Source organism: Nocardia sp. NPDC019323, from assembly GCF_044389845.1.
Lineage (GTDB): Bacteria > Actinomycetota > Actinomycetes > Mycobacteriales > Mycobacteriaceae > Nocardia > Nocardia implantans.
In genome coordinates, this window is record NZ_JBIRYN010000005.1 from 309,541 (window position 1) to 335,022 (window position 25,482).

Genomic DNA, 25,482 nt, shown 5'->3' on the forward strand with positions numbered 1-25,482 from the left:
ATGTGACTCCAGTCTGTCCCCCTGCGGCGGATCACGGCAGGTCCACGGGTCGACGATCGTAGGGGAGATGGTCCCGGCCTGATCGGACGAACGACCTTCGCGCCCGGCGCTCACAGACGACATCGCACGGCACGGTATGCCAGGGCGGGGCAGGCCATTGGACCCTAGGCAGCGCAGGCCGGCCCCGGCCACCCTGTAGATCAACTCGTCTACCAGAGGGAGTCGTCATGCTCGATGCCTCGGCCCTGCGCACCGCCCTCCACGCCACCCACGAATCCTTCGCGCAGCTGCGCGAGACGCATACCGGGCTTGTGGTGCTGTGCGGAGACCGCGCCTACAAGGCCAAGAAGCCGGTCGTCACGGACTTCCTCGATTTCGGCACGCCCGAGAAGCGCGAGCGAGCCTGCGTTCGCGAGGTCGAGTTGAATCAGCGCCTGGCACCCGACGTCTATCTCGGCTTGGCCCACCTGACCGACCCCGAAGGCGGCGCCCCGGAACCCGTCATCGTGATGCGCCGGATGCCGGACGCACTGCGCTTGTCCACCATGCTCACCGACTCCGCCCGGCCGGCACCCGGTCTGTCCGCGCTGGCGGAGACTGTCGCGCGTTTCCACGCGGCGGCGCGGCGCGGCGCGGACATCGACCGCGCGGGCACACCGGCGCGGCTGCGACGACGCTGGGACACGCTGTTGCGGCCCCTGCGCGAACGCCCTCCAGCGGCGAGCGATCCAGCACTCCTCCCCTGCACCGAGCACTTGGCGATGCGCTTCATCGACGGCCGCACCCCCTTGCTGGCGCAGCGCATCGCCGAGGGCCGCGTCGTCGACGGCCACGGCGATCTGCTCGCGGAAGACATCTTCGTCCTGCCCGACGGCTTCCGCATCCTCGACTGCCTCGATTTCGACGACGAGTTGCGCTGCCTCGACGGCCTCGACGACGCCGCGTTCCTCGCGATGGACCTGGAATTCCTCGGGCATACGGAAGAATCCACCTTGTTCTTGAACGAATACCTGCGCGCGGCGGGCGATTCGCCTCCGCCATCGCTTCGGCATCATTACATCGCCTACCGGGCGACGGTCCGAGCGAAGACCGACAGCATCCGCGCCGAGCAAGGCGATCCGGAAGCCGCGGCACGCGCCGGGCGGCATCTCGCACTCGCCGTGGAGCACCTGGAACAGGGTGCCGTGCGTCTCGCGCTGGTCGGCGGCCTGCCCGGCACCGGGAAGTCCACCGTGGCGGCCCGTTTGTCAGCGGCGACCGGCGCCGTCGCGATCTCCAGCGACAGCGTCCGCGCCGGTCTGCGCGCCACGGGAGCCATCGAGGGCGCCGCGGGTGCATTCGGCGCGGGTGCCTATCGACGCACGGCGAAGGAAGTGGTGTACACGCGTATGCTGGCGCGGGCCAGAGACCTGCTCGAGCACGGCGTCTCGGTCGTCCTCGACGCCAGCTGGACCGACGCCGACCAGCGCACCCGCGCCGCCGCTGTGGCCGACGAGACACGCAGCGATCTGGTATCGCTGCGGTGCGCCTGTCCACGCGCCATCGCCGCCGAACGACTCCACGCCAGGCCCCGAGGTGACTCGGACGCGACTCCCGCTATAGCGGATGCCCTAGCGGCTGAGGCAACGCCGTGGCCCGAGGCCATCGAGCTCGACACCACCCGAGCGATCGAGCACTCGGTCGCCTTGGCGCTCAACGCCTGGCGCGGCGCGCCATATCCGGCCCCGGTCGCTGTCAGCCGTAGGTGAGCGAATTCAGCAGCAGGCGCCTGCTTGCCGGATGGTGAACCCCGTGGCGGCCCAGCTGCGCGCCGGCGGAGGACAAAGGACCTTCACATAAGGGTCTTCGTCACCGTCCGCCGACCGAACCGTATCCAGCAGACTGAGTGTTATGGATACCGCGGAGTCCGCTGGTCCGGCGACAATGCGCAGCATCTTCGCCGCGCGGCTCTCGCCCCAGCACACCCACATGTCACAGTCGGATCTGTTCTCCTGGAACATGGAGCGCGATCCGGTCCTGCGCTCGACGATCGTCTCGGTGCTGGTGCTCGACACCGAGCCGAATCAAGACCGCCTGCTGCGGACGATCGACCTCGGCACCCGGATCGTCCCCAGGCTGCGACACCTGCTCGTCGCCGCGCCGCTCGGCCTCGCCCCGCCACGGTGGGCGCTCGACCTGGATTTCGATCTGTCCTGGCACGTGCGACGATCCGTGTTACCGGAACCGGCGGACATGAGCGCGGTGCTCGAATTCGCGCGAACCGAGGCCATGACCGGGTTCGACCAGGCCCGCCCGCTGTGGCGCGCGACGGTGCTCTGCGGTTTGGACGGCACGCGATGCGCCTTGGTGCTGACGGTGCACCATAGTCTCACCGATGGCATCGGCGGCATCCAGATCGCCACGGCTCTGCTCGACTTCGATCGTATGGGCACCGACCATGGTCATCCGCCGGAGCCGAAGGCCGACTACCCGAACACGCTGCGCGACATCATGGCGTGGAACTTCGCCGTCGGCTCGGAACTCGTTGTGAGCGGCGTTCGTTCGACACCGCCGACGGTACGGCGAGTGCTGCGCGATCCGGTCCGGGCGGTGCGCGACGGCGCCGCTCTGGCTGGTTCGCTCGTCCGCTTGGCGCGGCCGATCACCACGACGCTGTCACCTGTGATGACCAGGCGGGGTCTCGGTCGGCGGGTCTCGGTGCTCGACGTGCCCCTCGAAGGACTGCGCGGCGCGGCGCGTGCCGCGGGCTGCACCTTGAACGACGCCTTCCTGACCGCCGTGATGATTGGATTGCGCACATATCACGCCAGGCACGGGGCTACGCTCGACCAGCTGCGGGTCACGATGCCGATCAGTCTGCGCACCCCCGGCGAGCCGCTCGGCGGCAACCGCATCACCCTCGCTCGTTTCGCCTTGCCGGCCGGCATCGCCGCGACCGCTGACCTCATGCGTGCCGTCGACTCCGCGGTTTCGGGTTGGCGGCGGGAACCGGCGATTCCGTTGTCCGGTGTCGTCGCGGCCACGCTGAACCGACTGCCCGCGAGGGTGCTCACCGAGATGCTCAAACACGTGGACTTCGTCGCCTCCAACGTCCCCGGCTCCCCGGTGCCGCTCTACATCGCCGGGGCGCGCATCGATCGCATGTACTCCTTCGGCCCCACCATCGGGACCGCCGTCAACGTGACGCTGACCTCGCACGCGGGAACCTGCAACATCGGAGTCAACGCCGACACCGCGGCCGTCCCCGACACCGAAACGCTGACCGAGTGTCTCGCCGAAGGCTTCGCCACCGTGCTCCGACTCGGCAGCGAGCACGCATCGGAAGCCGCGGGCGTAGCCCGGTCGTCGTACACACCCCGAACGACCGGTGTCTAGTGGGTCCGGTGACCACCGCGAAGCGCACGCTCGAGAGGTGGCTTCGATGAAATACGTGGCGGCGTCGCGGTGACCGGCCTGGTCGAAGCGGAGACCGGTCTGCGGATCGATCCCACCGAGCGGATCGATCTGCTGCTTCGCGATCTGCGTGGCAGCCGCCGCGGCCTAACCACGCGCGAGGCCGAACGGCGACTGATCCATTATGGGCCCAACATCCTGCGGCGACGCGGCCGCCGAAGCCCGCTGCGTGAGCTGGCACGCCAGTTCACCCACCCGCTGGCGCTGTTGCTGTGGGCGGCGGCCGTGCTCGCGGCGGCGGTCGGCATCGTCCCGGTCGCGATCGCGATCGTGGTCGTCATCATGATCAACGCGGGCTTCGCGTTCGCGCAGGAGCGGCACGCCGAGCAGGCGGTGGAGGCGCTGGCCGCCTTTCTGCCGCCGCGAGCGAAGGTCGTGCGGGACGGGCAGGTCGCCGAGGTGGGGGCGATCGGTGTCGTACCCGGCGATGTCCTGGTCATCGCGGAAGGTGACCGGATCTGTGCGGACGCACGGCTGCTCGACGGCGGCATCGAGCTGGATCTGTCCGAGCTGACCGGGGAATCGGTGCCGGCCTACCGCAGCGCCGACGCCGTCGACGCCGGAGTTCCGCTGGCGCAGGCCCGTGAACTGGTCTTCAGCGGCACCTCGTGCACCGAGGGTGAAGCTCGCGCGATCGTCTTCGCCACGGGCATGCACACCGAACTCGGACGCATCGCGGCGTTGTCCGAACGCGTCGAACGCGACGAGAGCCCTCTGGAACTTCAGGTGCGCCGCGTGGCCTGGTTGATCGCGCTGATCTCCGTGCTGCTCGCCGCGGCGTTCATTCCGGTCGCGATGCTCGGCGCCGGACTGTCCCCGGTCAATTCCGTGGTCTTCGCCGTGGGGCTCTTGGTGGGTAACGTCCCGGAGGGTCTGCTACCGGTGATCACCCTCGCGTTGGCGATCGGCGTGCGCGACCTGGCCCGCCGCGGGGCGGTGGTCAAGCGCCTCAGCGCTGTGGAAACCCTCGGCTCCACCGACGTGATCTGCACCGACAAGACCGGCACCCTCACCGAGAACCGCATGCGCGTCGTCGTGATCGATACCGCGACCGGGTCCCACACCCCTGAGGCCACCTCCGGAAAGCGCGACCCCACCTTGGCCCGGGTGACCGAAGCGATGGTCGCCTGCAACAATGCGCGTCGCACCGAAACCGGATCCCTCGTCGGTGATCCCACCGAACTTGCACTGCTGGCCGCGGCGTCAGCACTGGGCGAGCAGGTCCTCATCGAACTACGAGAGCGCTCCCGGCAGCGGCTGTTCCATTTCGACCCGATACGCAAAAGGATGTCGACCGTCGACGCGGACGAGACCGGTCGGCTGCGCGTGCACGTCAAAGGAGCCCCGGAGTCGCTGCTGCCGCTGTGCACCGCGGAACTCGGTTCCGACGGCCGCATCCGATCACTGAGCGAGCAACGCCGCGCGCAACTCGCCGAGCGCGTCGATTCCCGCGCCGAGCAGGGGCTGCGGATGCTGGCCGTCGCCGACCGCGATGTCGCCGCTCCCGCTGCGCCGCAAGACCGGGACCAAGCCGAGCGGGACCTGGTCCTGCTCGGCCTGGTTGCGATGGAGGACCCACCCCGGCCCGAGGTCGCCGACGCGGTAGGGCAGTGCCACACTGCGGGCATCCGGATCATCGTCATCACCGGCGACCACGGATTGACCGCGGCGGCGGTCGCCGGACAGATCGGTATCACCCGCGGACCGCCGACAGTGATCACCGGTGCCGAACTCGACCGGATGAGCGAGGACGACCTCGACCGGTTGCTGGCGGGACCGGCGGAACTCGTCTTCGCGCGGTCCTCACCCGAGGCCAAACTGCGCATCGCCGACGCGCTGCGCGCCGCAGGCCACGTCGTCGCCATGACCGGCGACGGCGTCAACGACGCGCCGGCACTACGCCGCGCGGACATCGGGGTGGCGATGGGCCGCTCCGGTACCGACGTGGCCCGCGAGGCCGCCACGATGGTGCTCACCGACGACAACTTCGCCACCATCACCGCCGCCATCCAGGCCGGTCGGCGGGTCTACGACAACATTCGCAAGTTCATCTGCTACATCTTCGCCCACACCACACCCGAGGTGACACCACTGCTGGTGTTCGCGCTCTCCGGTGGCGCGATCCCGCTGCCGCTGACCGTGATGCAACTGCTGGCCTTCGACATCGGCACCGAGACACTTCCGGCACTGGCGCTCGGACGAGAAGCGGCCGAACCCGGCCTGATGCGCCGGCCGCCCCGCAAGCGCAGCGAATCGGTGATCCGCACACCGATGCTGCTGCGCGCCTGGCTGTTCCTCGGAGTGATCGCGGCGGTGCTGGCCATGGGGGGCTTCTTCTTCGTGCTGCTGCGGGGTGGCTGGCACCTCGGAGATCCCACCGGCCCGGGAACGCCACTGCACCACACCTACCAGCAGGCGACCACGATGACCTTCTTCGGCATGGTCGCGGGTCAGATCGGCACCGCGTTCGCCGCGCGGACCGACCGCGCCTCGCTCCGCTCGATCGGCGTCCTGTCCAATCGCCTGCTGCTGTGGGGCATCGCCTTCGAACTCGCCCTCGCCGCGACGATCATCTACGTCCCCGTGCTGCAGAGCCTGCTCGGCACGGCCGCCCTGACCCCTGCCATGCTCGCTTTCACACTGCCCTACCCGTTCATCGTGTGGGGCGCCGACGAACTACGCCGCTGGCTGCTGCGCCGCCACCGGCGGTGACGATGGTCCCCCGGGCGCGGGCACGAGTCCTCTCATCGGAGACCGCGCCGGCGAGGAAGATTCTCGGCATGGACCAGGACAAACATCACGTCGCTGTCGTCTACGCGACCGAACAGGGATCGACCCGCGATATCGCCGAATTCATCGGCACCGAGCTGTCGGGCCGCGACGCCATCGTCGAACTCGCCGATATCGACCACGCGCCCGAGCTGTCCAACTTCGACACCCTCGTGCTCGGCAGCGCGGTGCACAACATGAAACTCCTCCCTTCCGTCGCCGACTACGTGCACGCCCACCAGGACGAGTTGGTGGAAAAGGACGTGTGGCTGTTCAGCGTCGGCCTCGCCCCGGCACTGCGCGGCCCGATCGGCAGCCGCCTCGGGCGATTGGTCCCGAAGAAGATCGCCGCACTGCGCGATTCGGTCAAGGCGCACGACTACCGCGCGTTCGCCGGACGGTACGACAGCGACGGCATCTCCCTACGGACCCGCATGCTCTACCGACTGCTCGGCAAAGGCCGCTACGGTGATCTGCGTGACTGGGCAGCGGTCCGCTCGTGGACCGACACCATCGCCCGCAGTCTGCGGCTGCCGTCGGCCCGTTCCACCACCATCACCCCATGACGAACGCGTCCGGCGACTCGGCCCCCACCGAGCCGGATGGCACCTGGTGATCCGGCTTGCGCGGCCGTGGTGGACGCGCATCACGTCGCCGGACCCACGCACGCACGTTGATATTCCGATTGATCGGAGCCGTTATGGGCGACTATGTGGCCGACCTCGCCGATCTGCGGCTGGCGGACGCCGACCGCGCAGGAGGCAAAGGCGCGAATCTCGGTGAGCTGGTGGCGGCACATCTGCCGGTGCCGCCGGGGTACGTGATCCTCAAATCGTGTTACGAGCAGGTGATCATCCACGGACCGCACGGCGCCGAACTCGACGCCTTGCACGACGAGGCGCTGCGAGCCGCCGCGCAGAGCGCTCGCTCCGACGACGCGGAACTCGACGACCTGTGCGCCCGGATGCGCAAGCTCGTGCACCAGACCCCGATGGCGGCAGCCGTGCGCGACGCCGTGCTGGCCGCCTACCACCGGCTCGGCGAATCCGTTCCGGTCGCGGTGCGCTCGTCCGCGGTCGGCGAGGACAGTGCGACCGCCTCCTTCGCGGGAATGAACCTGTCGCGCACCAATATCCACGGTGACGACCGGCTCATGGAGGCGGTCGTCGACTGCTGGGCATCCCTGTTCACCCCGCGCGTACTCACCTATCGCGCCCGCCGTGAGATGCACGAGCGTCCGGATATCGCGGTGGTGGTGCAGCGCATGGTCGCCGCGCGCAGGTCGGGCGTGGCGTTCACCGCGGACCCGGCGACCGGCCGCCGCGATCGCGTGGTGATCGAGGCGGCGCGCGGGCAAGGCGAGGTGGTGGTCTCCGGCGCCACCGAGCCCGACACCTACATGCTCGACGCCAAGGGGCCCACTCTGATCGCCGCTCGCGCGGGCCACCAGGAATACGCCATCGTGCCCGGACCCGACGGCGACCAGCGGATCCGGCTGAGCGACGACCAAGCGGCGGGCCAAGTGCTCAGCGAGGACGAAGCCATGTCGGTGACCCGAACGGCTCTACAGGTACAGCAGTTGCACGGGGGCCGCCCGCAGGATGTCGAATGGGCCTTCGACGACGAGCGCCTGTGGCTGGTGCAGGCCCGGCCCATCACCACGCTGGCCGCGCGACCCGAGGGAAAGCCCGAGGCGCGTGCGGCGGCCACGGCTGAGGTTCTACTGCGCGGCCTCGCCGCCGCACCGGGGCGAGCCAGCGGCGCCGTACGCATCCTGCGGTCGCCGTCGGAGGGCTCGACACTGCGCGCCGGCGAGGTCCTCGTCGCGACCATGACCAACCCCGACTGGCTGCCCACCATCTCGCGAGCATCCGCCCTGGTCACCGACAGCGGCGGAATGACATGCCACGCCGCGATCGTGGCACGCGAACTGGGCGTGCCATGCGTGGTCGGCACCCGCACGGCGACCACAACGCTGACCGAGGGCGCCGTCGTGACCGTCGACGGCTCCGCGGGCCAGATCCGGGCGGGGCGCTCGCAGCCGGCACAGACCGAACCTCGCCCGTCGGCGCCGACCGCCGCGACGGAACCGACCGCGACCCGCATCTACGTCAATCTCGCGCTACCGGATGCCGCCGAACGCGTCGCGGCCACCGACGTCGACGGCGTCGGATTGCTGCGCGCGGAAACGCTGATCACGCAGGCGCTCGACGGACGTCATCCCCGGGATCTGATAGCTAGGGGTGAGAAGGAACTTTTCGTCGAACGTCTGTCGGAGCCCTTGCACCGGATCGCTATGGCGTTCGCCCCCCGGCCGGTGATCTACCGGGCGACCGATCTACGCAGCAACGAATTCCGTGATCTCGCCGGTGGAGCAGTCTACGAACCGGACGAGCGCAATCCGATGATCGGGTACCGCGGCTGTTATCGCTACATCCGCGAACCGGAGGTGTTCGCGCTCGAACTCACCGCGCTCGCTCTTGTCCGCGAGAAGACGCCGAATCTGCACCTGATGATCCCGTTCGTGCGCACCCGATGGGAACTGGCGGCCTGCCTCGACCTCATCGACGGCAGTCCGCTGGGCCACCAACGCGGATTGCACCGCTGGGTGATGGCGGAAGTCCCCTCGGTGGTGCACTGGCTGCCCGAATACGTCGGTCTGGGCATCGACGGCGTCTCCATCGGCAGCAACGACCTCACGCAGTTGATGCTCGGCGTCGACCGTGACTCCAGCACATGCGCCGAGTTGTTCGACGAATCCGACCCCGCCGTGCTCGACGCTATCGGCAAGATCGTCCAAACGGCGCGGCGGCTGAAGATCACGGCCTCGCTGTGCGGGCAGGCCCCCTCGACACGCCCCGAATTCGCCGAACACCTGGTACGAATGGGCATCACCTCGATATCGGTGACGCCGGATGCCGTTCCCGCGGCTCGTCGGGCGATCGCCTCCGCCGAGCGGCGAGTTCTGCTCGAACGGGCGCTCGCCACGCGGGAGGCTCGTCCTCACAACCCCCGTCACCGCTGACGCACGACGATGATCGGGCACTCCACCGAATGCAGCAACGCCGCGCTGGTGGAACCGAGCAGCATACCGGTGAACCCACCGCGGCCATGGCTACCCACCGCGAGCAGCTGAGCCTCGTCCGATTGATCGAGCAGGGACCTAACCGGCCGGTCACGGACCAGGACACGTCGCACGGCGACATCCGGGTACCGTTCGCCGCATCCGGCGAGATTCTCCGCCAGCAACGCGTCCTCGCGTTCCCGCACAGCGTCCCACCCTGGCACGAGGTCGATGCCACTCGAATCGCTCCACGCGTGCAGCGCGATCAGACCGACCTTGCGTCGCGATGCCTCATCGAAGGCGAGTTCGACGGCGGGCACGCTGTTGGTGGTCCCGTCCACCCCCACCAGAACGGGTTTGCCCGAGGAAAAGGCATCGGTCGCCGACGTCGAGCGCACGACCGCGACCGGACAGTGCGCGTGCCGGGTCATCGCCGTACTCACCGACCCGAGCAACTCACGCCGGAACGCACCGAGGCCGCGGCTGCCGACGACCAGCATCCGCGCGCTCCGGGACCGGTCGATCAAGTCGGGGATGATCGGTGCGACGGTCAACTCGGTGCTGATCGTCAGCGCCTCGCCCGCCGCGGTCGTCCTGGCTACGCGAGCGGCTTCCGTGAGCACCCTTTCGCCGTCCTTGCGCAGCCACTCCACATCGGCTTCGGTGAGCGTGGCCCCCGGACCGTATCCCGGCCGCACAGGGACGGAGGTGACGATGTGCAGCCGGGCGCGATGCAGGGCGGCGTCGGCCGCCGCCCACGCCGCCGCGTGGTATGAGGTGGCCGAACCGTCGACAGCCACCACGAGCGGCGGGTCGATCGGACCGGCGGTTTCCGTCGAGTGCTCCGTCATCGCGTTCTCCTCGGTCCCAGGTCGGACGTGCCGCATCCGTGGCGATCGGTTCCTCCGATCATGTCTCCGGCGAACCCAGCGGCTGCACCACCTCGGCGAGCGGGCGGCGTGGCGTGGGCGGAACCGGGTCGGCGCTGGTGACCGCGTAACCGGCACGGATGATGATCTGCGGATATCCGGCGTCGTCCAGAACCTCGGCGCGAATGCGTCTCCTCGTGTCGGCCAACTCCATCGGCTCGCTCAGCGGACAGGTCGCAAGGCCGAGTGCCGTGGCGGTCAAAAGCACCGCGCTCGCGGCCTCCCCGGCGCGCAGCTGGGACAATCGGTCGTCACTGGTGGTGCTCAGCAGCAGCATCCGATCGGCGGCATCGATGTCGCGCACCACAGCCTGTGGCAATCCCGGGTTCGAGAAGGGACGCACCGTGGGATCGGCTTCGGTCAACACCGCGTTGCGCGCGGGCACCCCTTGCGGCGCCGCGTGCCTGCCGCTCCACTGCGCCAACTCGGCGCCATAGGAGACGTCACGGGCGTGTTGCCAGGCCGCTTGTTCGAACGCGCGCAGCAACTGGGTCCGCGCCGGTTCGGCGTCGACATCGTGCACGAGTACCCCGGTGGCCAGTCCGGCGTCGATCATGGCCGCGATATGCGCCGCCGGTACCTCCCACGAGCTGAAGCGGCGGCGATCCGTGCCGCGCCTGCTGATGGCGCGGGCCAACTCGACGTCCTCGGGACCGCAAGTGGTGCGACGGAACTCGATCGACGCGAGGTGTTCGGGCGCGGCCGGATTCGGTAGCCGATGGATCATCGTCTCCCAACCCTCCGCACGAGCGGCGACTCGGAAATGATGCAAGGCCGCACCACAACTGAGCAGCAGATCGCGTCCGTCGGGATCGGTGTGCGGCAGTCTCCGGCTGTCGTCGGCGTACAGATGCACCGACTCGTGTCCGACCCTCCACAGCCACGGCTGGGTGTTGTGCACCGATGGCGCCCGAGACGCCAGCGCCAACGCGGATCGGAGTGTCTCGGGGTCTGGGTGTGTTCGCGGCATCGCTCGCCCTCTCATCGGGAGCCGTCCGGCAGGCCCGGAACCTGCTCGGCGGTGCGCCACCGCCGAGCAGGCTGGTTCGCGGCAGCGGATTCGTCCAGCGCTGCGGGCAACCATGAGGGTCGATCACCGTTCGGCCGTGCTGTCCGTTTTTGTCGGCTGTGATTCAGCATCGCGCGAACCAGCAGCACAGGTGACGGGCCGAAGGTCATCGAATATCAGGTCCTCTGACCACGATCGGCCCGGCGGTGTATCGGCATCGTGTGTCCTGGGGAACGGCCGGAACCGGCCCTCGGCGAACCCGAGATTCGGCCGGTGACGGCCCGGTCGGAGCACACTCTCGACGAAGGTCATCGGACGTTCCCGCGGGGCCATCGGACCCTAGACCGCTCGACGACATCGGGACGACCCTGGTGTCGCATCGATGCCGGGATGCGCCGGCCGAGGCAGGAAAGGGCGAACAGATGTCTACCAGCAGCAATCCTCCCGTCCTCGTCGGCGTCGACGGCTCGCCTGTCGCGCTTGCGGCGCTACGCTGGGCAGCTGTCGACGCTGCCCGGCACAACGTACCGCTGCACCTCGTCTACGCGATCGGCGTTCTCGGTGTATTCGGATCGGGCTTCGAGCTGGAACAGTTCGACTTCGACGGTTATCGGCGAGGCGGGCTGGAAGCGCTCGAAACCGCCCGCGCGACCGCCGTGTCCGAATCCGCGTCGATCGCCGAACTCGAGATCACCACCGAACTGGTGGACGCGCCTCCGATCCCGCTGCTGCGCGATCGGTCGAAGACCGCGCGACTGCTCGTGCTCGGCACCCACGGGCTCGGCACCGTCAACCGCAGGCTCCTGGGCTCGGTGAGCACCGCACTGGCGCGGCACGCCGCATGCCCAGTCGCGGTGATTCCGGAAACAATCGCGCCGCCCGACGGGCCGGTGGTGGTCGGCGTCGACGGCTCACGCAGCAGCGCGCACGCCGTCGAGATCGCTTTCGACGAGGCCGCTTTCCGCGGTGCCGAACTCGTCGCGGTGCACACTTGGTCGGATTTCCTGCACTTCGGATCATCCGAACAGAGGCAGGAGGAGGGTGAAGAACTGCTCTCGCGGAGTATCGCCGGATTCGGTGAAAAGTATCCGGAGGTCCCGGTGCACCGCATCGTGACCGTGGACCGACCCGCAGAGCGGCTTCTCATGGTCGGCGAGAAAGCTCAGCTGATCGTCGTCGGCAGCCACGGTCGCGGTGGTTTCCCCGGGATGACGCTCGGCTCCGTCGGTCAAGCCGTCCTGCACGCGGCCGACGTTCCCGTGATCATCGCCAGATCGGCGAGTTGACGAAGACGGAGCCGGGGCGAGCCACTCTGCGGCCAGCCCATCGGTCCCAGGAACACCCTGGTCGGCAACTCGTGGGCGATCCGGGTGTCAGAGCGGAATGTCGCCGTGCTTCTTCGGGGGCATGGCGACCATCTTGCGCTCGAGCAGTCGCAGGGCGGAGACGATCTGGTCGCGGGTGTGCGAGGGCGGAATGACCCGCGTCCACGTAGCCGCGCTCGGCGGCGACGTACGGGTTCACGAGCGTGTCCTCGTACTCGTTCTGGAGCGCGAGCCGCAGCGCATCGACGTCCGCGCCGTCTTCGGCGGCCTGCTGCAGCTGCTTGCGAGGTCTTCTTCGGTGAGCGAGTCCTCGATCGCGCCGTCGATCGGGTCGGTGGCCGGGAACCGCGGGGCCTCGGCCCGGTTGTTGCTGGGCAGGTAGGACAGCAGGTCCTTGACGTAGTCCAGGGCGTCTTACTCGCCGGAGGCGACGTAGTGCTCCACGCCGGACCGATGAGTTCCGAGCGCGTAGGAGGTCTACCCGGTCATGAGGAAACTGATCTACGGCTTCGGCGTGTCCCTGGACGGCTACATCAACGACCGGGACGGCAGCATCGACTGGACCGACCCGGACGAGGAACTGCACCAGTTCCACAACGACCGCTACCGCGAGATCGAGATCTCGCTGCACGGCCGTCGCCTGTACGAGCTGATGGCCGAGTACTGGCCGCACGTGCCCGAGGACGCGCCGCGCATCGAGCGCGAGTTCGGCAGGCTCTGGATGGACAAGCCGAAGGTCGTCTTCTCCCGCACGCTCACCGATGTCCACTGGAACAGCACGCTGGTCAGCGAGAACGCGGTCGAGGAAGTCCGCAGGCTCAAGGCTGGAGGCGATGGCGTCATGGAGGTCGGTGGCGCGAGCCTGGCGGCCTCGCTGATGCCACACGGGCTGATCGACGAGTACCAGCTGTTCGTCTTGCCCGTGGCGCTCGGCGGCGGCACACCGATGTTCCCGTCGCTGGACACGCGCATCCGGCTCCGATTGGTCGAGACGAGGCACTTCGACACCGCGGTGATGCTGCGCTACCTCGCCGAGTGAGGTTCGTTCGACCGCAGCAGCTCTCGCTGTGCAAGCGAGTCGGCTCGGTGGGCCCACGGGCTCCGCAAAATCCGTTGGCGGGCCGCCGAGACGCTGCTAGCCTTCCGGAAGCCGTGCCAGAGAACGAGGAGGTGGTACCCGTGAACACAGTATTCACATGGGTGCTCCCCTCTGGGGTCACGGTCGGGCGATAGGTCGTCCGGGAGCGCCGCTCGAGAGCACTCCCGAAAGGCACGACCATGCACTTCACTTCCGAACAGCGCTTCGATGACGGCGTCCTCGAACGCGAGTTCACCCTCGGCGAGATTCCGGGCATCCTGTGGACGCCCGGATCCGCATCCGCACCGGCGCCGCTGATCCTGATCGGCCACCCCGGCGGACTGCGTCAGATGTATCCCCGACTGGTGGCCCGTGCCAGGCACTCCGCGGCGGAGGGCTTCGCCGCGGCCACCATCGAGCTCCCCGGCAGCGGTGACCGGCCCCGGTCGGCCGCCGCCGAGCAGGCTCGCGCCGACCTGCGTAGGGCGGTGGAGGCGGGCGGACCGGTCGACGACGAGATCGTCGACCGGCTCGTCCTCCCACTGGTCGAAAAGGCGGTTCCGGAATGGCGGGCCGCCCTGGACGCCCTCCTTTCGCTGCCCGAGATCGGCGGCCCGGTCGGGTATTCGGGAGGGGTGATCTCCATCGGCATCCGGCTGGCGGTGGTCGAGCCGCGAATCTCGGCCGCCGTCCTGTTCGCCGGCAGTTTCGTGCCCCGCAGCATGTTCGAGGAAGCCCGGCAGATCACCATTCCGCTGCACGTCCTGCTGCAGTGGGACGACGAAGGAAACGACCGGCAGATGGCCCTTGACCTGTTCGACGCCTTCGGCTCGAAGGAGAAGACGCTGCACGCCAATATGGGCGGGCACACCGGCGTCCCGCAGTTCGAGGGGGACAACGCAAACCGGTTCTTCGCCCGGCACCTGAGGTGAGACCGGACCGTCAGGCCGCCCAGCAGACGATAGGAGCTGTCGGCCTGGCGCCGCTCATCTAGGGCAGGTCCCCGGCTCTTCTCGATGGCGGTGGCCGACAGATGCACAGCCGGCCCCGACCGCGCCAGTACCGGTCATCAGCGGTACCGGCCGGTCGGGGCGCGCTGCACAGGTATCGGCGTCGGGACGGTCCAGCCGATGGGGTCGTATGTTCAACGGTCGACGACGTGACCGGGAGACGAGTACCGCGGACAACGATTCATGGTGTTCGCAGCAGTGTGCGCCTCGATCTCGACCGCACCGATGAACTCCGGGTGGATTCGTCGTCGATGTCTTTGGATGGGCCGAATGATCTCATGGCCTCCCATGGGGGCCTGCAGGTGATCGCGCAGAAACGGAGAGGAATCCAAGCATGACGAGACCGTTTCGATTCGGGGTCGTTGCCCCGTTCAGAACCGACCTGCCGACGTGGCCGGCCCGCGTGCGTCGCATCGCCGACAGCGGCTACTCGACACTGTTGATGCCCGACGTCCCGCAATGGCAACCGGCACCCGGCCCCGCGCTGGCCACCGCCGCGGCCCTTACCGACCTGCGCGTGGGCACCTGGGTTTACGCCTCCCCGCTACGCCCGGCCTGGATGACGGCGTGGGAGGCCCACTCGCTGTCCGAGCTCACCGGCGGCCGCTTCGAGCTGGGCATCGGCACCGGCAGACCAGGGATCGAAAACGAACTCCGGGAGAGAGGACTGCCAGCCGTCCCGCCGAACGAGCGGCTGGCCCAAGTGCGTGAGACCATCATGGCGCTGCGAGACCTCGACGGCCCCGACTGTCACACGCCCGTCGTGATGGCCGTACGCGGTCCGAAAGCCCGTGCATTGGCAGCCGAGGTCGCGGACACCGTCACCTTCGCACTGATGCCGGATGAGTCCCGGGCCGAAGTCACACGGCTGGCACACGACGTCCGCGCGCTCGCAGACCTCGAACTCGCCCTGCACGTGCCGATCATCGGCGACACGGTCGCGCCGTTCATGGCGCCTCCCGACACCGATCCTGCCGCCCTTCCACCGGACTCGCTGGCCGTGCTTCCGGCGGACCCGGCGGCCGCCGCCGAGGAAATCCAGCGGCGACGGGAGGAGATCGGCTTCTCCTATTTCGTCTTCGGCGCCGACTCCGCCGAGAAGTTCGCTCCGCTCGTCGCCGAACTCGCCGGGCGTTAGTCGGGCGAGGAATGACTCCCGAGATCGACCACACCGCAGTCGCGGCCGTATCGAGTGTGTTCTGTAGGGTGGCGATCCAATGGTGACCGAAGCCGGGGGATGTGATGGCACGCAGACGTTTACGACGATTCGCGATCATCACGACGGTGGCGTGGGCGGCCGCCATGGTCCCAGCGGCGCCGGGCGGGGCCGCCCCTGGTTTGGTCTCAGCCGACGCTGTGGTCGTGTCTGTGCCTGCACCTACCGGCGGCAACCCTGTCGGCGTGGCCGAGCTTCATCTCACCGACCCCGGCCGGTCCGACCCGTGGGACGAAGGCCGCCGGGAGGTCCTGGTTCAGATCTGGTATCCGGCACAGGACTCGGGTACTTCCGCGACGGCGGCCTGGATGTCACCTGGCGGGCGGGAGGAACAAGCCGACTACCTCGCCGAACTCGGCGTCCCACGACAACGCTGGTCGCTGGGCGCGAGTCACAGCTACCCGGATCGACCGGCACGCGAAGGAGCCGGCAGGTTCCCGATCCTGTTGAACTCCCCTGGAATGGGCGATGCCACTGGCTGGAGTACCGCCCAGGCCGAGGACCTGGCCAGCCACGGGTATGTCGTGGTCGCGATCAACCATACGCACGAGGCGTTCTCCGTCCATTTCCCCGACGGGCGGGTCGAACATACAGTTGTCCCGCTGGATTCGCCGCTAGAGGTTCTGCGGGATGTCCTGCTTCCGACGCGGGTGGCTGACACCCGCTTCGTGCTCGATGAACTCTCGGCGGCCGCCACCGGACAGGGATCGCGGGCCGGTGGGCCCCTGCCTACCGGATTGGCCGAGCGCATGGACATGACAAAGGTAGGGATGTTCGGGCATTCGCTCGGTGGCTCGACCACGGTGCAGGCTTTAGCCGACGAACCCAGAATCCGCGCCGGCATCAATTTGGATGGACCGATCCTGGGATCGGTCGCCGCGGAAGGGACCGACAAGCCCCTGCTCATGCTCGCCGGTGGCGCCTCTCCCTGGTACGGCCATCCGGGCTGGGAGCCGTACTGGCGCAACAACACCGGCGTGAAGCTGCCCCTTCAGGTGTCGGGCACCGAGCACATGTCGTTCTGCGACCAGCAGACGATCCTGCCGCAACTGACCGCTGCCGGGCTGCTCTCGGCAGAAACAACGACGAAAGCAGTCGGCAAGATCGACTCCCAGCGGTCGATCGACTTGCAACGGATCTATCTGCGGACCTTCTTCGACGCAGTCTTCGGCCAGAACAACGTCAGCGTCGTCGACGCGATCACCGCCCTGGCCCAACCCGAAGTCCTCCCCCACCTGTAGCGGCCGCGTCCCAGCGAACCAGGAGCTGTCGACGCGGACGCGGATGCCATCGGTGCCGCGCAGCGATCGGCGAACCTCAGTCGGTGACCACTTTGATGATTGTTCTGCCTCGAGTGCGGCCATCGGGGCTGAAGGCTTTGGGGGCCTCGGTCAGGGAGCGGACTGTGGTGACGAGAGGGACGAGCCTGCCCTGGTGGAGGCGGGTGGCCAGTTGGGCGAGTTGGTCGCGGTTGGGTTCCACGACGAAGAAGATGGCTCGGCCGTCCTGGGGGTGGATGGTGGGTGGACCGGCGATGGTGACGAGGGTGCCGCCAGGGCGTAGGAGCGCGGTGGACCGGTCGCGGATGTCACCGCCGATCACGTCGAGTACCACGTCGACCGCGCCGGCGTCCTCCAAGGCTCCGCCGTCCAGGTCGATGAACTCGTGGACACCCAGATCGCGGGCCGTGCCCTCGTCGGAGGCTCGGCCGGTGCCGATGATGCGGGCTCCTGCCTCATGGGCCAGTTGTGCGGCGACGGAGCCGACTGCGCCGCCGACTCCGTGGATGAGGACCGTTTGGCCTGCTTTCAGGTGAGCGTGGTCGAACAGGGCCTGCCAAGCCGTCAAGCCGGAGATCGGTAGAGCGGCCGCGGCGACGTGGTCGACGTCGGCCGGGAGCGGGGCCAGGTTGCGGGCCTCCACGGCGGTGCACTCCGCGAGCGCACCGTCGCGGGCCCAGTCGGTCACGCCGAAGACGCGCTGCCCTACCGTGAGACCAGTGGTTCCGTAGCCGAGCTCGGCGACGACGCCTGAGAGTTCGTGACCGGGGACGCTGGGGGTGCGGTCGCGGCCGGCGCGGTCGGTCCACGTGCCCGGCCAGTCCAGCTCGCCGCGGGTGAAGCCGGCCGCGTGGACTCGCACGATGACATCGTTCTCGGCGGCGTGAGGGTGGGGCAGATCGGTCAGGGTCAATCCGGCGACGCCGGCTTCGCGGTCGCGGACTGTGATGGCTCGCATGGCGATCCTTCCGGGAGTCGTAGGACTGATCGGTTTCGACGGTACGCACTCCGGTCCGCCGGCGGCGGGCCACTGGCGGGACTCTCTGGGTCGGCAATGAATGTCCACGCCCGTGCCGTCGCAACGGACCAGGGCCTCCACGCCGTACTGTCGAAGCATGAGCGATCTGGACGACCTCGTGATTCCCGAGACGGCCACCTCATCGGCCGCCTTGGAGGTGGCCTCCGCTTACCACTGCGCCGCCTTGCTGAACCACTCGCACCGCGTCTATGTCTGGGCGGCTGCCTACGGCAGACAGCAGGGCATCCGGTACGACTCCGAGCTGCTGTTCACGGCTGCGATGCTCCACGACATCGGCTTGGCGCCGGAGTTCGACAGCCACACGGTCTCCTTCGAGGAGGCAGGCGGCCATGTCGCCCGGGTGTTCGCCGCCGGGGCCGGTTGGCCGAGCGAGCGCCGCGAACACCTCGGCGAAGTCATCGCCAGGCATATGGGGCCCGACGTGGACGTGGCCGACGACCCGGAAGGCCACATGCTGTCGCGGGCGGCGGCGTTGGACGTCGTGGGACAGAACATCGACGATTTCAGCCCCGCCTTCCGTGCCGAAGTACTCCGGCGGTACCCCCGGCTCGGGTTCGCCGACGAGTTCCTCGCCCGCTTCCAGGTCCAGGCCGACCGGAAGACCGGCAGCTCCGCCGCGCGTGCCGTTCAATCGGGCCTCGCCATGAGGATGGCCGCGAATCCTTTGGACGCCGATTCCGGGCATACGCACGATGAACGGTAGGGCAACGTCCGCGTATCTCAGTCGTTTCGAGAATGACTCGTCGTCGACGCCGTAGAAGTGGATTGTCACCATTCCGAGCACGGAACGCGCACTGTACGCAACGACGGAATATCGAACATCCAATAGGTGAAGCAACCCCGGCAGTTCGACTTTCCACGTACGGAGTAACACGGCATGGCGGAGTGCCGTGCCTGCTAAACTGACCGCGTAGGCACCGCCGCGAGGCGGTCGGTATATATGCCAGATCCGCGGCGGTCGCCGCTGGCGGCGGTACGCTCCGCGCGGAACTTCGTTGCGCCTCGCGTCGACTGCGATTCTGATGAAGAAGCCCGCCATCTCGGAGTCTTGACAGTGCCACTGGAGCCATCCTGCTGGAGACGGAGGCGACATGACGACAGGTGATCGGGATTGGTCCGAGCCGGCGGCGGTGGCCATTCCGAAAGAAGGATACTTCGAGCTGGAAAATGGCCGGTACGGACCGATATTTCCCCGTACACCCGCCAATTACGGATTCTCGATCATCGCGAAGGTCAAACCCGGCCGTGAGGCGGCGATCCGGGAGTACGGTAAACAGCTCGAGGCCGCGGTCGAGGAAGACCCCACGGTGCTGGCGCCGCTGCGGCTGCACTACCTGCGGTGGTTGCTGTTCGACATCGGTGACGGGCTGTACTTCCAGTATCAGGGGATCTTCGACACCGACTTCGACAAGTACGTCGAGGACGCTGTCGCTCTGTTCTCGTCGACAGGTATCACAACAGTATTCGTCAACCTCGAAGGCTTCCCCGAGGACTGGAGGACCGATATCGACGCCGTCGTCGAATTCTTCCGTGAGCATCAATGCCCGAGCTTCCTGGAGTACGGCGAGTACCCGTATGTGACCGGGGAAGAGATCAAGAAGGCACTGCGGATGAAGGCGGCGTTCTCCGACATGCTCGACCAAATGCAGTAGCACCACGAGGTCCTCGATGCTCGAAGTCGACGATATCCAGCACATCGTGCTGACCCGCGTCCCCGCGCTGACCGGTCGCTACGAGTTCTTGTCGTTCGCCGGTGGCGACGGTGCGCGGGCGTGGTTGTCGGCCATGGTCGATCAGGTCGCCTCGGCGGCAGACGCGCAGCGGGGTGCGAGCACCGACCGCCGATGGGTGACACTCGCGTTCACCTGGACCGGGCTGCGCGCACTCGGTGTGCCCGAACCATCGCTGGCGACGTTTCCCGAGGAGTTCCGGCAGGGCATGGCAGCCCGGGCGGACATCCTCGGTGACGTCGGGCTCGACCACCCCGACCACTGGGTCGGTGGATTGGCCGGTGACCAGCTACATGCGATCGCCATCCTGTTCGCCCACGACGACGCCGAACGCGCTCGCTGTATTCGAGCGCACGACGAACTCCTCACCCGCTGTGCGGGAGTGACGGTGCTCTCGTCGCTGGATGTGGCGGCCGTTCCGCCGTTGGAGTACGCGCACGACCATTTCGGCTACCGCGACCGGTTGTCGCAGCCGGTGATCGAAGGCTCCGGTGAACAGCCGACGCCGGGCACGGGCGCTCCGATCAGAGCCGGCGAGTTCCTCTTGGGATATCCCGACGAGGCAGGCCCTCCCGTCGGATTGCCGCAACCGCAGCGGTTGTCGCGCAACGGCAGCTACATGGCCTACCGGCGCCTGCAGGAACATGTCGGGCGCTTTCGCGATTTCCTCGCCGAGCACAGCGACACCCCGGATGAGCAGGAGTTGCTGGCCGCGAAACTGATGGGTCGCTGGCGAAGCGGCGCCCCGTTGGTGCTCGCACCCGAGAAGGACGACCCCGAACTCGGGGCCGACATGCAGCGCAACAACGATTTCAACTACAAAGAGATGGACCCCTACGGGTACGCGGCACCCCTGGGTTCGCATATCCGCAGGCTCAATCCCCGCGATACCGCGGTGAACATGCAACGTCGGCGTCTGATCCGCCGGGGCGCCACCTACGGACCGCACCTGCCGGAAGACGTTCCCGAGGACGGCGCCGAACGTGGCATCGCGGCCTTCGTCCTGTGCGCGAGCTTGGTGCGCCAATTCGAGTTCGCCCAGAACGTGTGGATCAACGACAAAACGTTCCACGAACTCGGCAACGAGCGCGACCCGATCATCGGCAATCAAGACGGCACTCTGGAATACAAGATTCCGCAACGTCCGATTCGCAGAACCATCAAGGGATTACCGGCGTTCACCACTCTCCGAGGCGGCGCGTACTTCTTCCTGCCCGGTCTCCGCGCACTGCGTTACCTCTGTACCGACGGCGAGGTAGCACCATGAGCACCATCTCTCCGGCGCGCACCTACAACCAGTGGCAGCTGCCGCGCCCCCACACGTCCGGCAGACGCCGATTGAGTATCTACTGGACCTGGAGCTATCCCTGGGAAGCCCAGCGCGACCCCGCCGGGCTGGACAATCGTTTCTCCACCATGACCGAAGTGCGCCAAGCCACCTGGCCGGCCTACGAGACACCCGAATACGACACCGCCCACTTCCTGCAAGGCATCGCGGGAACGCTGGAGCTGTTCCACCGTTCCACGCTTACCTTTCAGCAGGTCGCCGCGGAGGCCACCGGCCATCCCGTCGCGGTCTACCAGCGCATCGATCAGGCCGGGTTCGAACTGCCCATCGACGAACGCGTTTTGAGCGACACCGACACTTTGATGATCTTCGGCCTCGACCACGTGGCCGGCCAGGCAGCAGCCTCCCCGGCCGAGATCGCGGCCATCGACGAGTGGCTGCAACGCGAAGACACCTGCCTGCTGCTGGCACCCCACCACGACGTCGGCTGCACCGACGACCTCCGGCAACGCCGCGTCGAGCACGAGCACCACCGCGACCCACTGGTGCCACGGCAGCAACGCTTCAGCGCCTACACCCGCTCACTCATGAAAGCCTTCGACGTTCCGGTGCACAACATGTACGGACTGCGTCCCGCCGTCGTCGAGGACACGAAATCCATTGCCCCGCTGACCACATTCCGCGACCTCGATGCCCTGCATCTGCTCGACGACGTCACCACGTTGAACTTCCATCCCCACCTCCCGCACTATCACCTGACCGCACCTGCCAGCGAGTCCGTGCGGCTGCTCGCCCGCCAGCCCGTCGACCGCGAACGACCCCATCCGTTCACCGCCGAGGGCAATACCGAGTTCAACGCCCTGATCTGGCTGCCGCCCACCGAACGACGCGCCGGCGACATCGTGATCGTCGACTCGACCAATTTCACCACGTTGTTCGGAGGGACCGAGAGCCTCGTCAACTTCTGGCGCAATGTCGCACTCATGAAGTGACACCGCATCAAACCCCGCACCGCCCACAGAACCGATCAGAAGAGGTGAACGGCAATGTCAGCAACCGATGAGCATTCCGTCAAGCAGGCAGTCGCCGCCACGACGTCGATCGGCGCAGCGGTTCTTCTGCTCGCGGCCGGCGTCCTGTCGATCTTCCAGGGCATTTCCGCACTCGACAAGGACGACATTCTCGTGTCCGGGCCCAATTACACCTATGAGTTCAGTGCCGCCGGCTGGGGCTGGATCCATCTCGTTCTCGGGATCTTGATCGTGATCGCCGCAGTCGGGCTGATCGCGGGAGCCATGTGGGCGAGGGTGATAGCGGTGTTTCTCGCCGCGTTGTCGATCCTGGCCAACTTCCTCTGGCTGCCGTACTACCCGTGGTGGTCGACCGTCGTGATCGCCTTGGACGTCGTAGTGATCTGGGCGGTGACGACCTGGCGGCCCGGCCGGATCTGACCTGGATGGGATCGAGCACTTCAGCCGGCCACGGTCGGCGCCCGCATCCCGTCTCCTTTCCGCGGAGGAACACGACGCCTCTGGCCGCGCCGGTTGTCCGTCGGCTCACACTCGGGCTGCGGCATCGTCGTCCGTTCCGGGCTCTCCCTGTTGCCGGACGCGGGCGGGACGAATCAGCAGTTCCAACGCGAGTAACGCCAGCAGTGCGCCGAGGATGATCCACACCACTACGAGCCCGGTGGGGTAGCGCCAGAACACCAGCAAGAGCGCGGCAACGCCGAGGATCGTCCAACGCAGCGCCGAGCGGGCTCGGAAAGCCCACTTCTCCACCCGGTTCGGCGGACGAGATCGCCGCAGCCGCTGCACCGCGTCCATGCCTCGACCGAATCCGCGGCGCACCGCGCCGGCCGAGGCCGAGTTTCCGCCCAGGTATGCGCCCAATGCGATCGCCAGGCCGAGCACGGCGATGCCGCGCAGCGCCGTCCGCAGCGGCACGAGGACCGTGTCGATGATCGCGGTGGCTGCCTGCGGCGACAGGACGTCGGCCGGGATCTCGTCCAGATACAGTGCGCGGGCCACGGCCAAGGCGATGGCGAGGATCAACATTCCTGCCGCCAGCGCGAGCCCGACGAACGCCGAGGCGAGCTTGCGACGACCGGGAGGAGCCGCGGCGATCGCGGCCACGGCGGCCGCGATCGTCACCCACGGCAGCACGGCAGAGGCTTTGTCGAGATTGTCGACCGCCCGCTGCGCTCGGACCAGTTCCGGGGATCGGAACAACACGAATTGCTTGTCGACCGCGGGGATCTTCTCGGCGAAGGTAAAGCCGCGGGCGAGCAGCCTGGCTTTGACGTTCTCGATCACCGTGCGCAGGGAGATGGCGACCGTGCCGTTCTCGTCCACCGTCACCGACTCGGGGCCGACGTGCCCGGTGGCCACCGCCACCAAGGCGGTGTGCGCGGCGCGGTTGGCTTGTAGCCACAGGTCTTCGAATTGGTCGCTGCGCACGAAGGACAGCGCGGTGTCGTGGACGAACTCGCGGGCCTGCTGCGTGATCACCGGCGCGAGCCCCTCGACCGCGCGGTCCACCCGTGGCCGGTCCGCTGTCGCAGGGGCGGCGTCGGTGATGGCGGCGAGCGCCTGTGCGGTGAGACCCTCGATGTCAACGCGGGCGAAGATCTCCTCGGTGATCGTATCGGAGACCTCGGTCTGCAGTACCGGATCCGAGGCCAGCGGCGCCACTGTGCTCAGATATCGATCGGTGTCGAGGACCTCTCCGCGCACGAACCGCGACACCACCGTGGTCATCGCCAGAACAGCGACCAGCACCGTCAAGATCGTCACCGCAGTCCAGCGCCACCCATGCCGCGGCGACCGGCGCACGCCGCCGCGCCCTTTCACCCGCAGTGTCGCCACCTCGGCACGCAGCCGCTCGAGCTCCGCGCGTTCGTCGGCGGTCAACTTGCCGCCGGGTGCGTCCTCTCGCGCATCCGAAGCCATCGGTACCCCTTACTCCGAGAACGGACACGGGCAGTTCGCCTGCGTCACCGAGCCGACGGTCTCGGTGCCTGCGCACCTGCTCTTCGTCGGTTGCGTCCACCGCGGCAACCGTCGTCGCGGGGCGGGTTGGCGGCGCCGCCCCGTCTCGGGCGAGGGCGGCGCCGCCCGGTCTCGGCGGAGCGATCCGCCGAGGGCATGGTGAGCTGAACGTTCCAGGGTCCGATGGCTCCACGACCACGGTGCCGAGGACGGCCGGAGTCGGCGACAGCGGATGGTGCGGCGGTTTAAAACTTTCGAGGCAAGATATTCGAATAAGAGGATGCGCTGATTCACGCCGGGGCGGATCCCGTCAGGCGTCCGCCTCCAGTAAAGAAACAGCGACCCGGTGACGATCAGGGGCGTACGCTGGGACCGACATTAGCACCACTCAGCCGATGAGTCCGAGGTTCTTCTCCAACGGCAAGCAATTGATATGCGAAGCAATTCATGCCGGTTCGGTAAGAGAGCCGGATCGATTCGGCTCCCTTTCTCGTGACAGGAAGAGGGCTATTGTGACCGGAACCGATATCGATGCGTTAGGTCCCATCGATTATCTCGTGATCGAATTCCCTGCCGACCGGCCTCCGGACGGGTCGGCCCTGCCGTTGCTGCGCGACCTCGTCGATCGGGGCATCATCCGGGTGTTGGACTTGGCGTTCGTCCGCAAGGACGCCGACGGCGCACTTTTCGGAGTCGACATAGCCGACCTCGGTCTCGAAGGGGACGTCGATATCACCCTCTTCGCGGAGGCGGGTTCGGGCTTGCTCGACGACGCCGACCGCAAGGAGGCGGGCAAGGCGCTCGAGCCGGGATGCTCCGCCGCGATCCTCGTCTACGAGAACAGGTGGGCGGCGCCCTTCGCGTCCGCGCTGCGCCGCAACGGCGCCGAACTGGTGGCCACCGGACGTATCCCGGTGGAGAGCATCCTGTCGTCCCTCGAAGTCGCCGAAGCGGGGAACCGATGATGGCACGATCATCGTCACCGGCCCGACAGTAAGGAGAGTGTCATGCCCGGACTGCTGCGTGGCGTAGCCCGCACCGCCATGGTCGCCGGCACCGCCACCGCCGTCTCCAATCGCGTCTCCCGCCGACAGGGACAACGCTGGGCCGTGCAGGATGCCCAGTACGCCGCTGACGTGCAGTCGGCGCCACCACAACCGGCGCAGGCGCCGCGATCCGGCGAGGGTGTGCCGATGGACCGGATCACCGCTTTGAAGGAACTCGCCGAACTCAAAGCGCAGGGTGTGCTCACGGATGCCGAATTCGAAGCCGAGAAGGCCAGAATCCTCCAGTCCTGAGGAA

21 protein-coding genes and 1 pseudogene are annotated in these 25,482 nt (G+C 67.8%); 17 read left to right on the top strand and 5 right to left on the bottom strand.

The window, feature by feature from the left end:
• The first annotated feature begins 227 nt into the window (after positions 1-227).
• From ACH49X_RS20720 to ppsA, 5 genes are all read left to right on the top strand, one after another.
• Complete coding sequence (locus ACH49X_RS20720) at positions 228-1,748, top strand: AAA family ATPase (RefSeq protein WP_195081298.1); 1,521 nt, start codon at positions 228-230, stop codon at positions 1,746-1,748.
• Between the two features lie 142 nt (positions 1,749-1,890).
• On the top strand, positions 1,891-3,375 hold the full coding sequence (locus ACH49X_RS20725; RefSeq protein ID WP_397070537.1) for a wax ester/triacylglycerol synthase domain-containing protein: 1,485 nt from the start codon (positions 1,891-1,893) through the stop codon (positions 3,373-3,375).
• A 69-nt stretch (positions 3,376-3,444) separates the two neighbouring features.
• Positions 3,445-6,165: a cation-transporting P-type ATPase gene (locus ACH49X_RS20730; RefSeq protein WP_195081297.1), complete on the top strand. Its 2,721-nt coding sequence runs from the start codon at positions 3,445-3,447 to the stop codon at positions 6,163-6,165.
• A gap of 68 nt (positions 6,166-6,233) precedes the next feature.
• A complete protein-coding gene (locus tag ACH49X_RS20735; protein WP_195081296.1) occupies positions 6,234-6,788 on the top strand; it encodes a flavodoxin domain-containing protein in 555 nt (184 codons plus the stop codon).
• Between the two features lie 134 nt (positions 6,789-6,922).
• The gene (gene ppsA / locus ACH49X_RS20740) at positions 6,923-9,247 is read left to right on the top strand and encodes a phosphoenolpyruvate synthase (RefSeq protein ID WP_195081295.1); all 2,325 of its coding nucleotides are present in this window, start codon (positions 6,923-6,925) and stop codon (positions 9,245-9,247) included.
• Here the strand turns inward: ppsA and ACH49X_RS20745 are convergent.
• Both ACH49X_RS20745 and ACH49X_RS20750 read right to left on the bottom strand, forming a co-directional pair.
• On the bottom strand, positions 9,238-10,137 hold the full coding sequence (locus ACH49X_RS20745) for a universal stress protein (protein ID WP_357206047.1): 900 nt from the start codon (positions 10,135-10,137) through the stop codon (positions 9,238-9,240). The genes ppsA and ACH49X_RS20745 overlap by 10 nt on opposite strands.
• Positions 10,138-10,195: 58 nt before the next feature.
• On the bottom strand, positions 10,196-11,143 hold the full coding sequence (locus ACH49X_RS20750; RefSeq protein WP_323124261.1) for an Acg family FMN-binding oxidoreductase: 948 nt from the start codon (positions 11,141-11,143) through the stop codon (positions 10,196-10,198).
• Between the two features lie 302 nt (positions 11,144-11,445).
• Here ACH49X_RS20750 and ACH49X_RS20755 point away from each other — a divergent pair, with 302 nt between their 5' ends.
• On the top strand, positions 11,446-12,510 hold the full coding sequence (locus ACH49X_RS20755) for a universal stress protein (protein ID WP_357206050.1): 1,065 nt from the start codon (positions 11,446-11,448) through the stop codon (positions 12,508-12,510).
• Between the two features lie 87 nt (positions 12,511-12,597).
• Here the strand turns inward: ACH49X_RS20755 and ACH49X_RS20760 are convergent.
• Positions 12,598-12,835 (bottom strand): annotated as a pseudogene (locus ACH49X_RS20760) (carboxyl transferase domain-containing protein); the annotation flags it as partial.
• A 201-nt stretch (positions 12,836-13,036) separates the two neighbouring features.
• Here ACH49X_RS20760 and ACH49X_RS20765 point away from each other — a divergent pair.
• The 4 genes from ACH49X_RS20765 (at position 13,037) to ACH49X_RS20780 (ending at position 17,094) form a co-directional block, all read left to right on the top strand.
• Positions 13,037-13,588: a dihydrofolate reductase family protein gene (locus ACH49X_RS20765; protein WP_195081291.1), complete on the top strand. Its 552-nt coding sequence runs from the start codon at positions 13,037-13,039 to the stop codon at positions 13,586-13,588.
• A gap of 239 nt (positions 13,589-13,827) precedes the next feature.
• Positions 13,828-14,559: a dienelactone hydrolase family protein gene (locus tag ACH49X_RS20770; RefSeq protein ID WP_195081290.1), complete on the top strand. Its 732-nt coding sequence runs from the start codon at positions 13,828-13,830 to the stop codon at positions 14,557-14,559.
• Positions 14,560-14,971: 412 nt separating this feature from the next.
• Entirely contained in the window at positions 14,972-15,775 is an 804-nt protein-coding gene (locus tag ACH49X_RS20775; protein WP_195081289.1) for an LLM class flavin-dependent oxidoreductase, read from the top strand.
• 263 nt (positions 15,776-16,038) lie between these two features.
• A complete protein-coding gene (locus tag ACH49X_RS20780) occupies positions 16,039-17,094 on the top strand; it encodes a hydrolase (protein ID WP_195081288.1) in 1,056 nt (351 codons plus the stop codon).
• A 76-nt stretch (positions 17,095-17,170) separates the two neighbouring features.
• On the opposite strand, the gene ACH49X_RS20785 is transcribed toward ACH49X_RS20780, so the two are convergent.
• Positions 17,171-18,091, bottom strand: coding sequence for an NADP-dependent oxidoreductase (locus ACH49X_RS20785; RefSeq protein WP_357206052.1), 921 nt, complete (start codon positions 18,089-18,091; stop codon positions 17,171-17,173).
• A 157-nt stretch (positions 18,092-18,248) separates the two neighbouring features.
• Here ACH49X_RS20785 and ACH49X_RS20790 point away from each other — a divergent pair, with 157 nt between their 5' ends.
• The 5 genes from ACH49X_RS20790 (at position 18,249) to ACH49X_RS20810 (ending at position 22,641) form a co-directional block, all read left to right on the top strand.
• Entirely contained in the window at positions 18,249-18,875 is a 627-nt protein-coding gene (locus ACH49X_RS20790) for an HD domain-containing protein (RefSeq protein ID WP_195081286.1), read from the top strand.
• 388 nt (positions 18,876-19,263) lie between these two features.
• Positions 19,264-19,824, top strand: a complete 561-nt coding sequence (locus ACH49X_RS20795; protein WP_195081285.1) for a hypothetical protein — start codon at positions 19,264-19,266, stop codon at positions 19,822-19,824.
• Positions 19,825-19,840: 16 nt separating this feature from the next.
• The gene (locus ACH49X_RS20800) at positions 19,841-21,169 is read left to right on the top strand and encodes a Dyp-type peroxidase (protein WP_195081284.1); all 1,329 of its coding nucleotides are present in this window, start codon (positions 19,841-19,843) and stop codon (positions 21,167-21,169) included.
• Complete coding sequence (locus ACH49X_RS20805) at positions 21,166-22,182, top strand: hypothetical protein (protein WP_195081283.1); 1,017 nt, start codon at positions 21,166-21,168, stop codon at positions 22,180-22,182. The genes ACH49X_RS20800 and ACH49X_RS20805 overlap by 4 nt, the downstream gene beginning before the upstream one ends.
• Positions 22,183-22,236: 54 nt before the next feature.
• Positions 22,237-22,641 carry a hypothetical protein gene (locus ACH49X_RS20810; RefSeq protein ID WP_195081282.1) on the top strand — a complete coding sequence of 135 codons (405 nt, stop codon included), beginning with the start codon at positions 22,237-22,239 and terminating at the stop codon, positions 22,639-22,641.
• Between the two features lie 105 nt (positions 22,642-22,746).
• Here the strand turns inward: ACH49X_RS20810 and ACH49X_RS20815 are convergent, their stop codons facing one another.
• A complete protein-coding gene (locus ACH49X_RS20815) occupies positions 22,747-24,141 on the bottom strand; it encodes a hypothetical protein (protein WP_195081281.1) in 1,395 nt (464 codons plus the stop codon).
• Positions 24,142-24,692: 551 nt separating this feature from the next.
• Here ACH49X_RS20815 and ACH49X_RS20820 point away from each other — a divergent pair.
• Complete coding sequence (locus ACH49X_RS20820; protein ID WP_195081427.1) at positions 24,693-25,145, top strand: DUF6325 family protein; 453 nt, start codon at positions 24,693-24,695, stop codon at positions 25,143-25,145.
• A 42-nt stretch (positions 25,146-25,187) separates the two neighbouring features.
• Positions 25,188-25,478 (top strand): SHOCT domain-containing protein, encoded by a 291-nt coding sequence (locus ACH49X_RS20825; RefSeq protein WP_195081280.1) that lies wholly within the window; start codon positions 25,188-25,190, stop codon positions 25,476-25,478.
• The last annotated feature ends 4 nt before the right edge of the window (positions 25,479-25,482 follow it).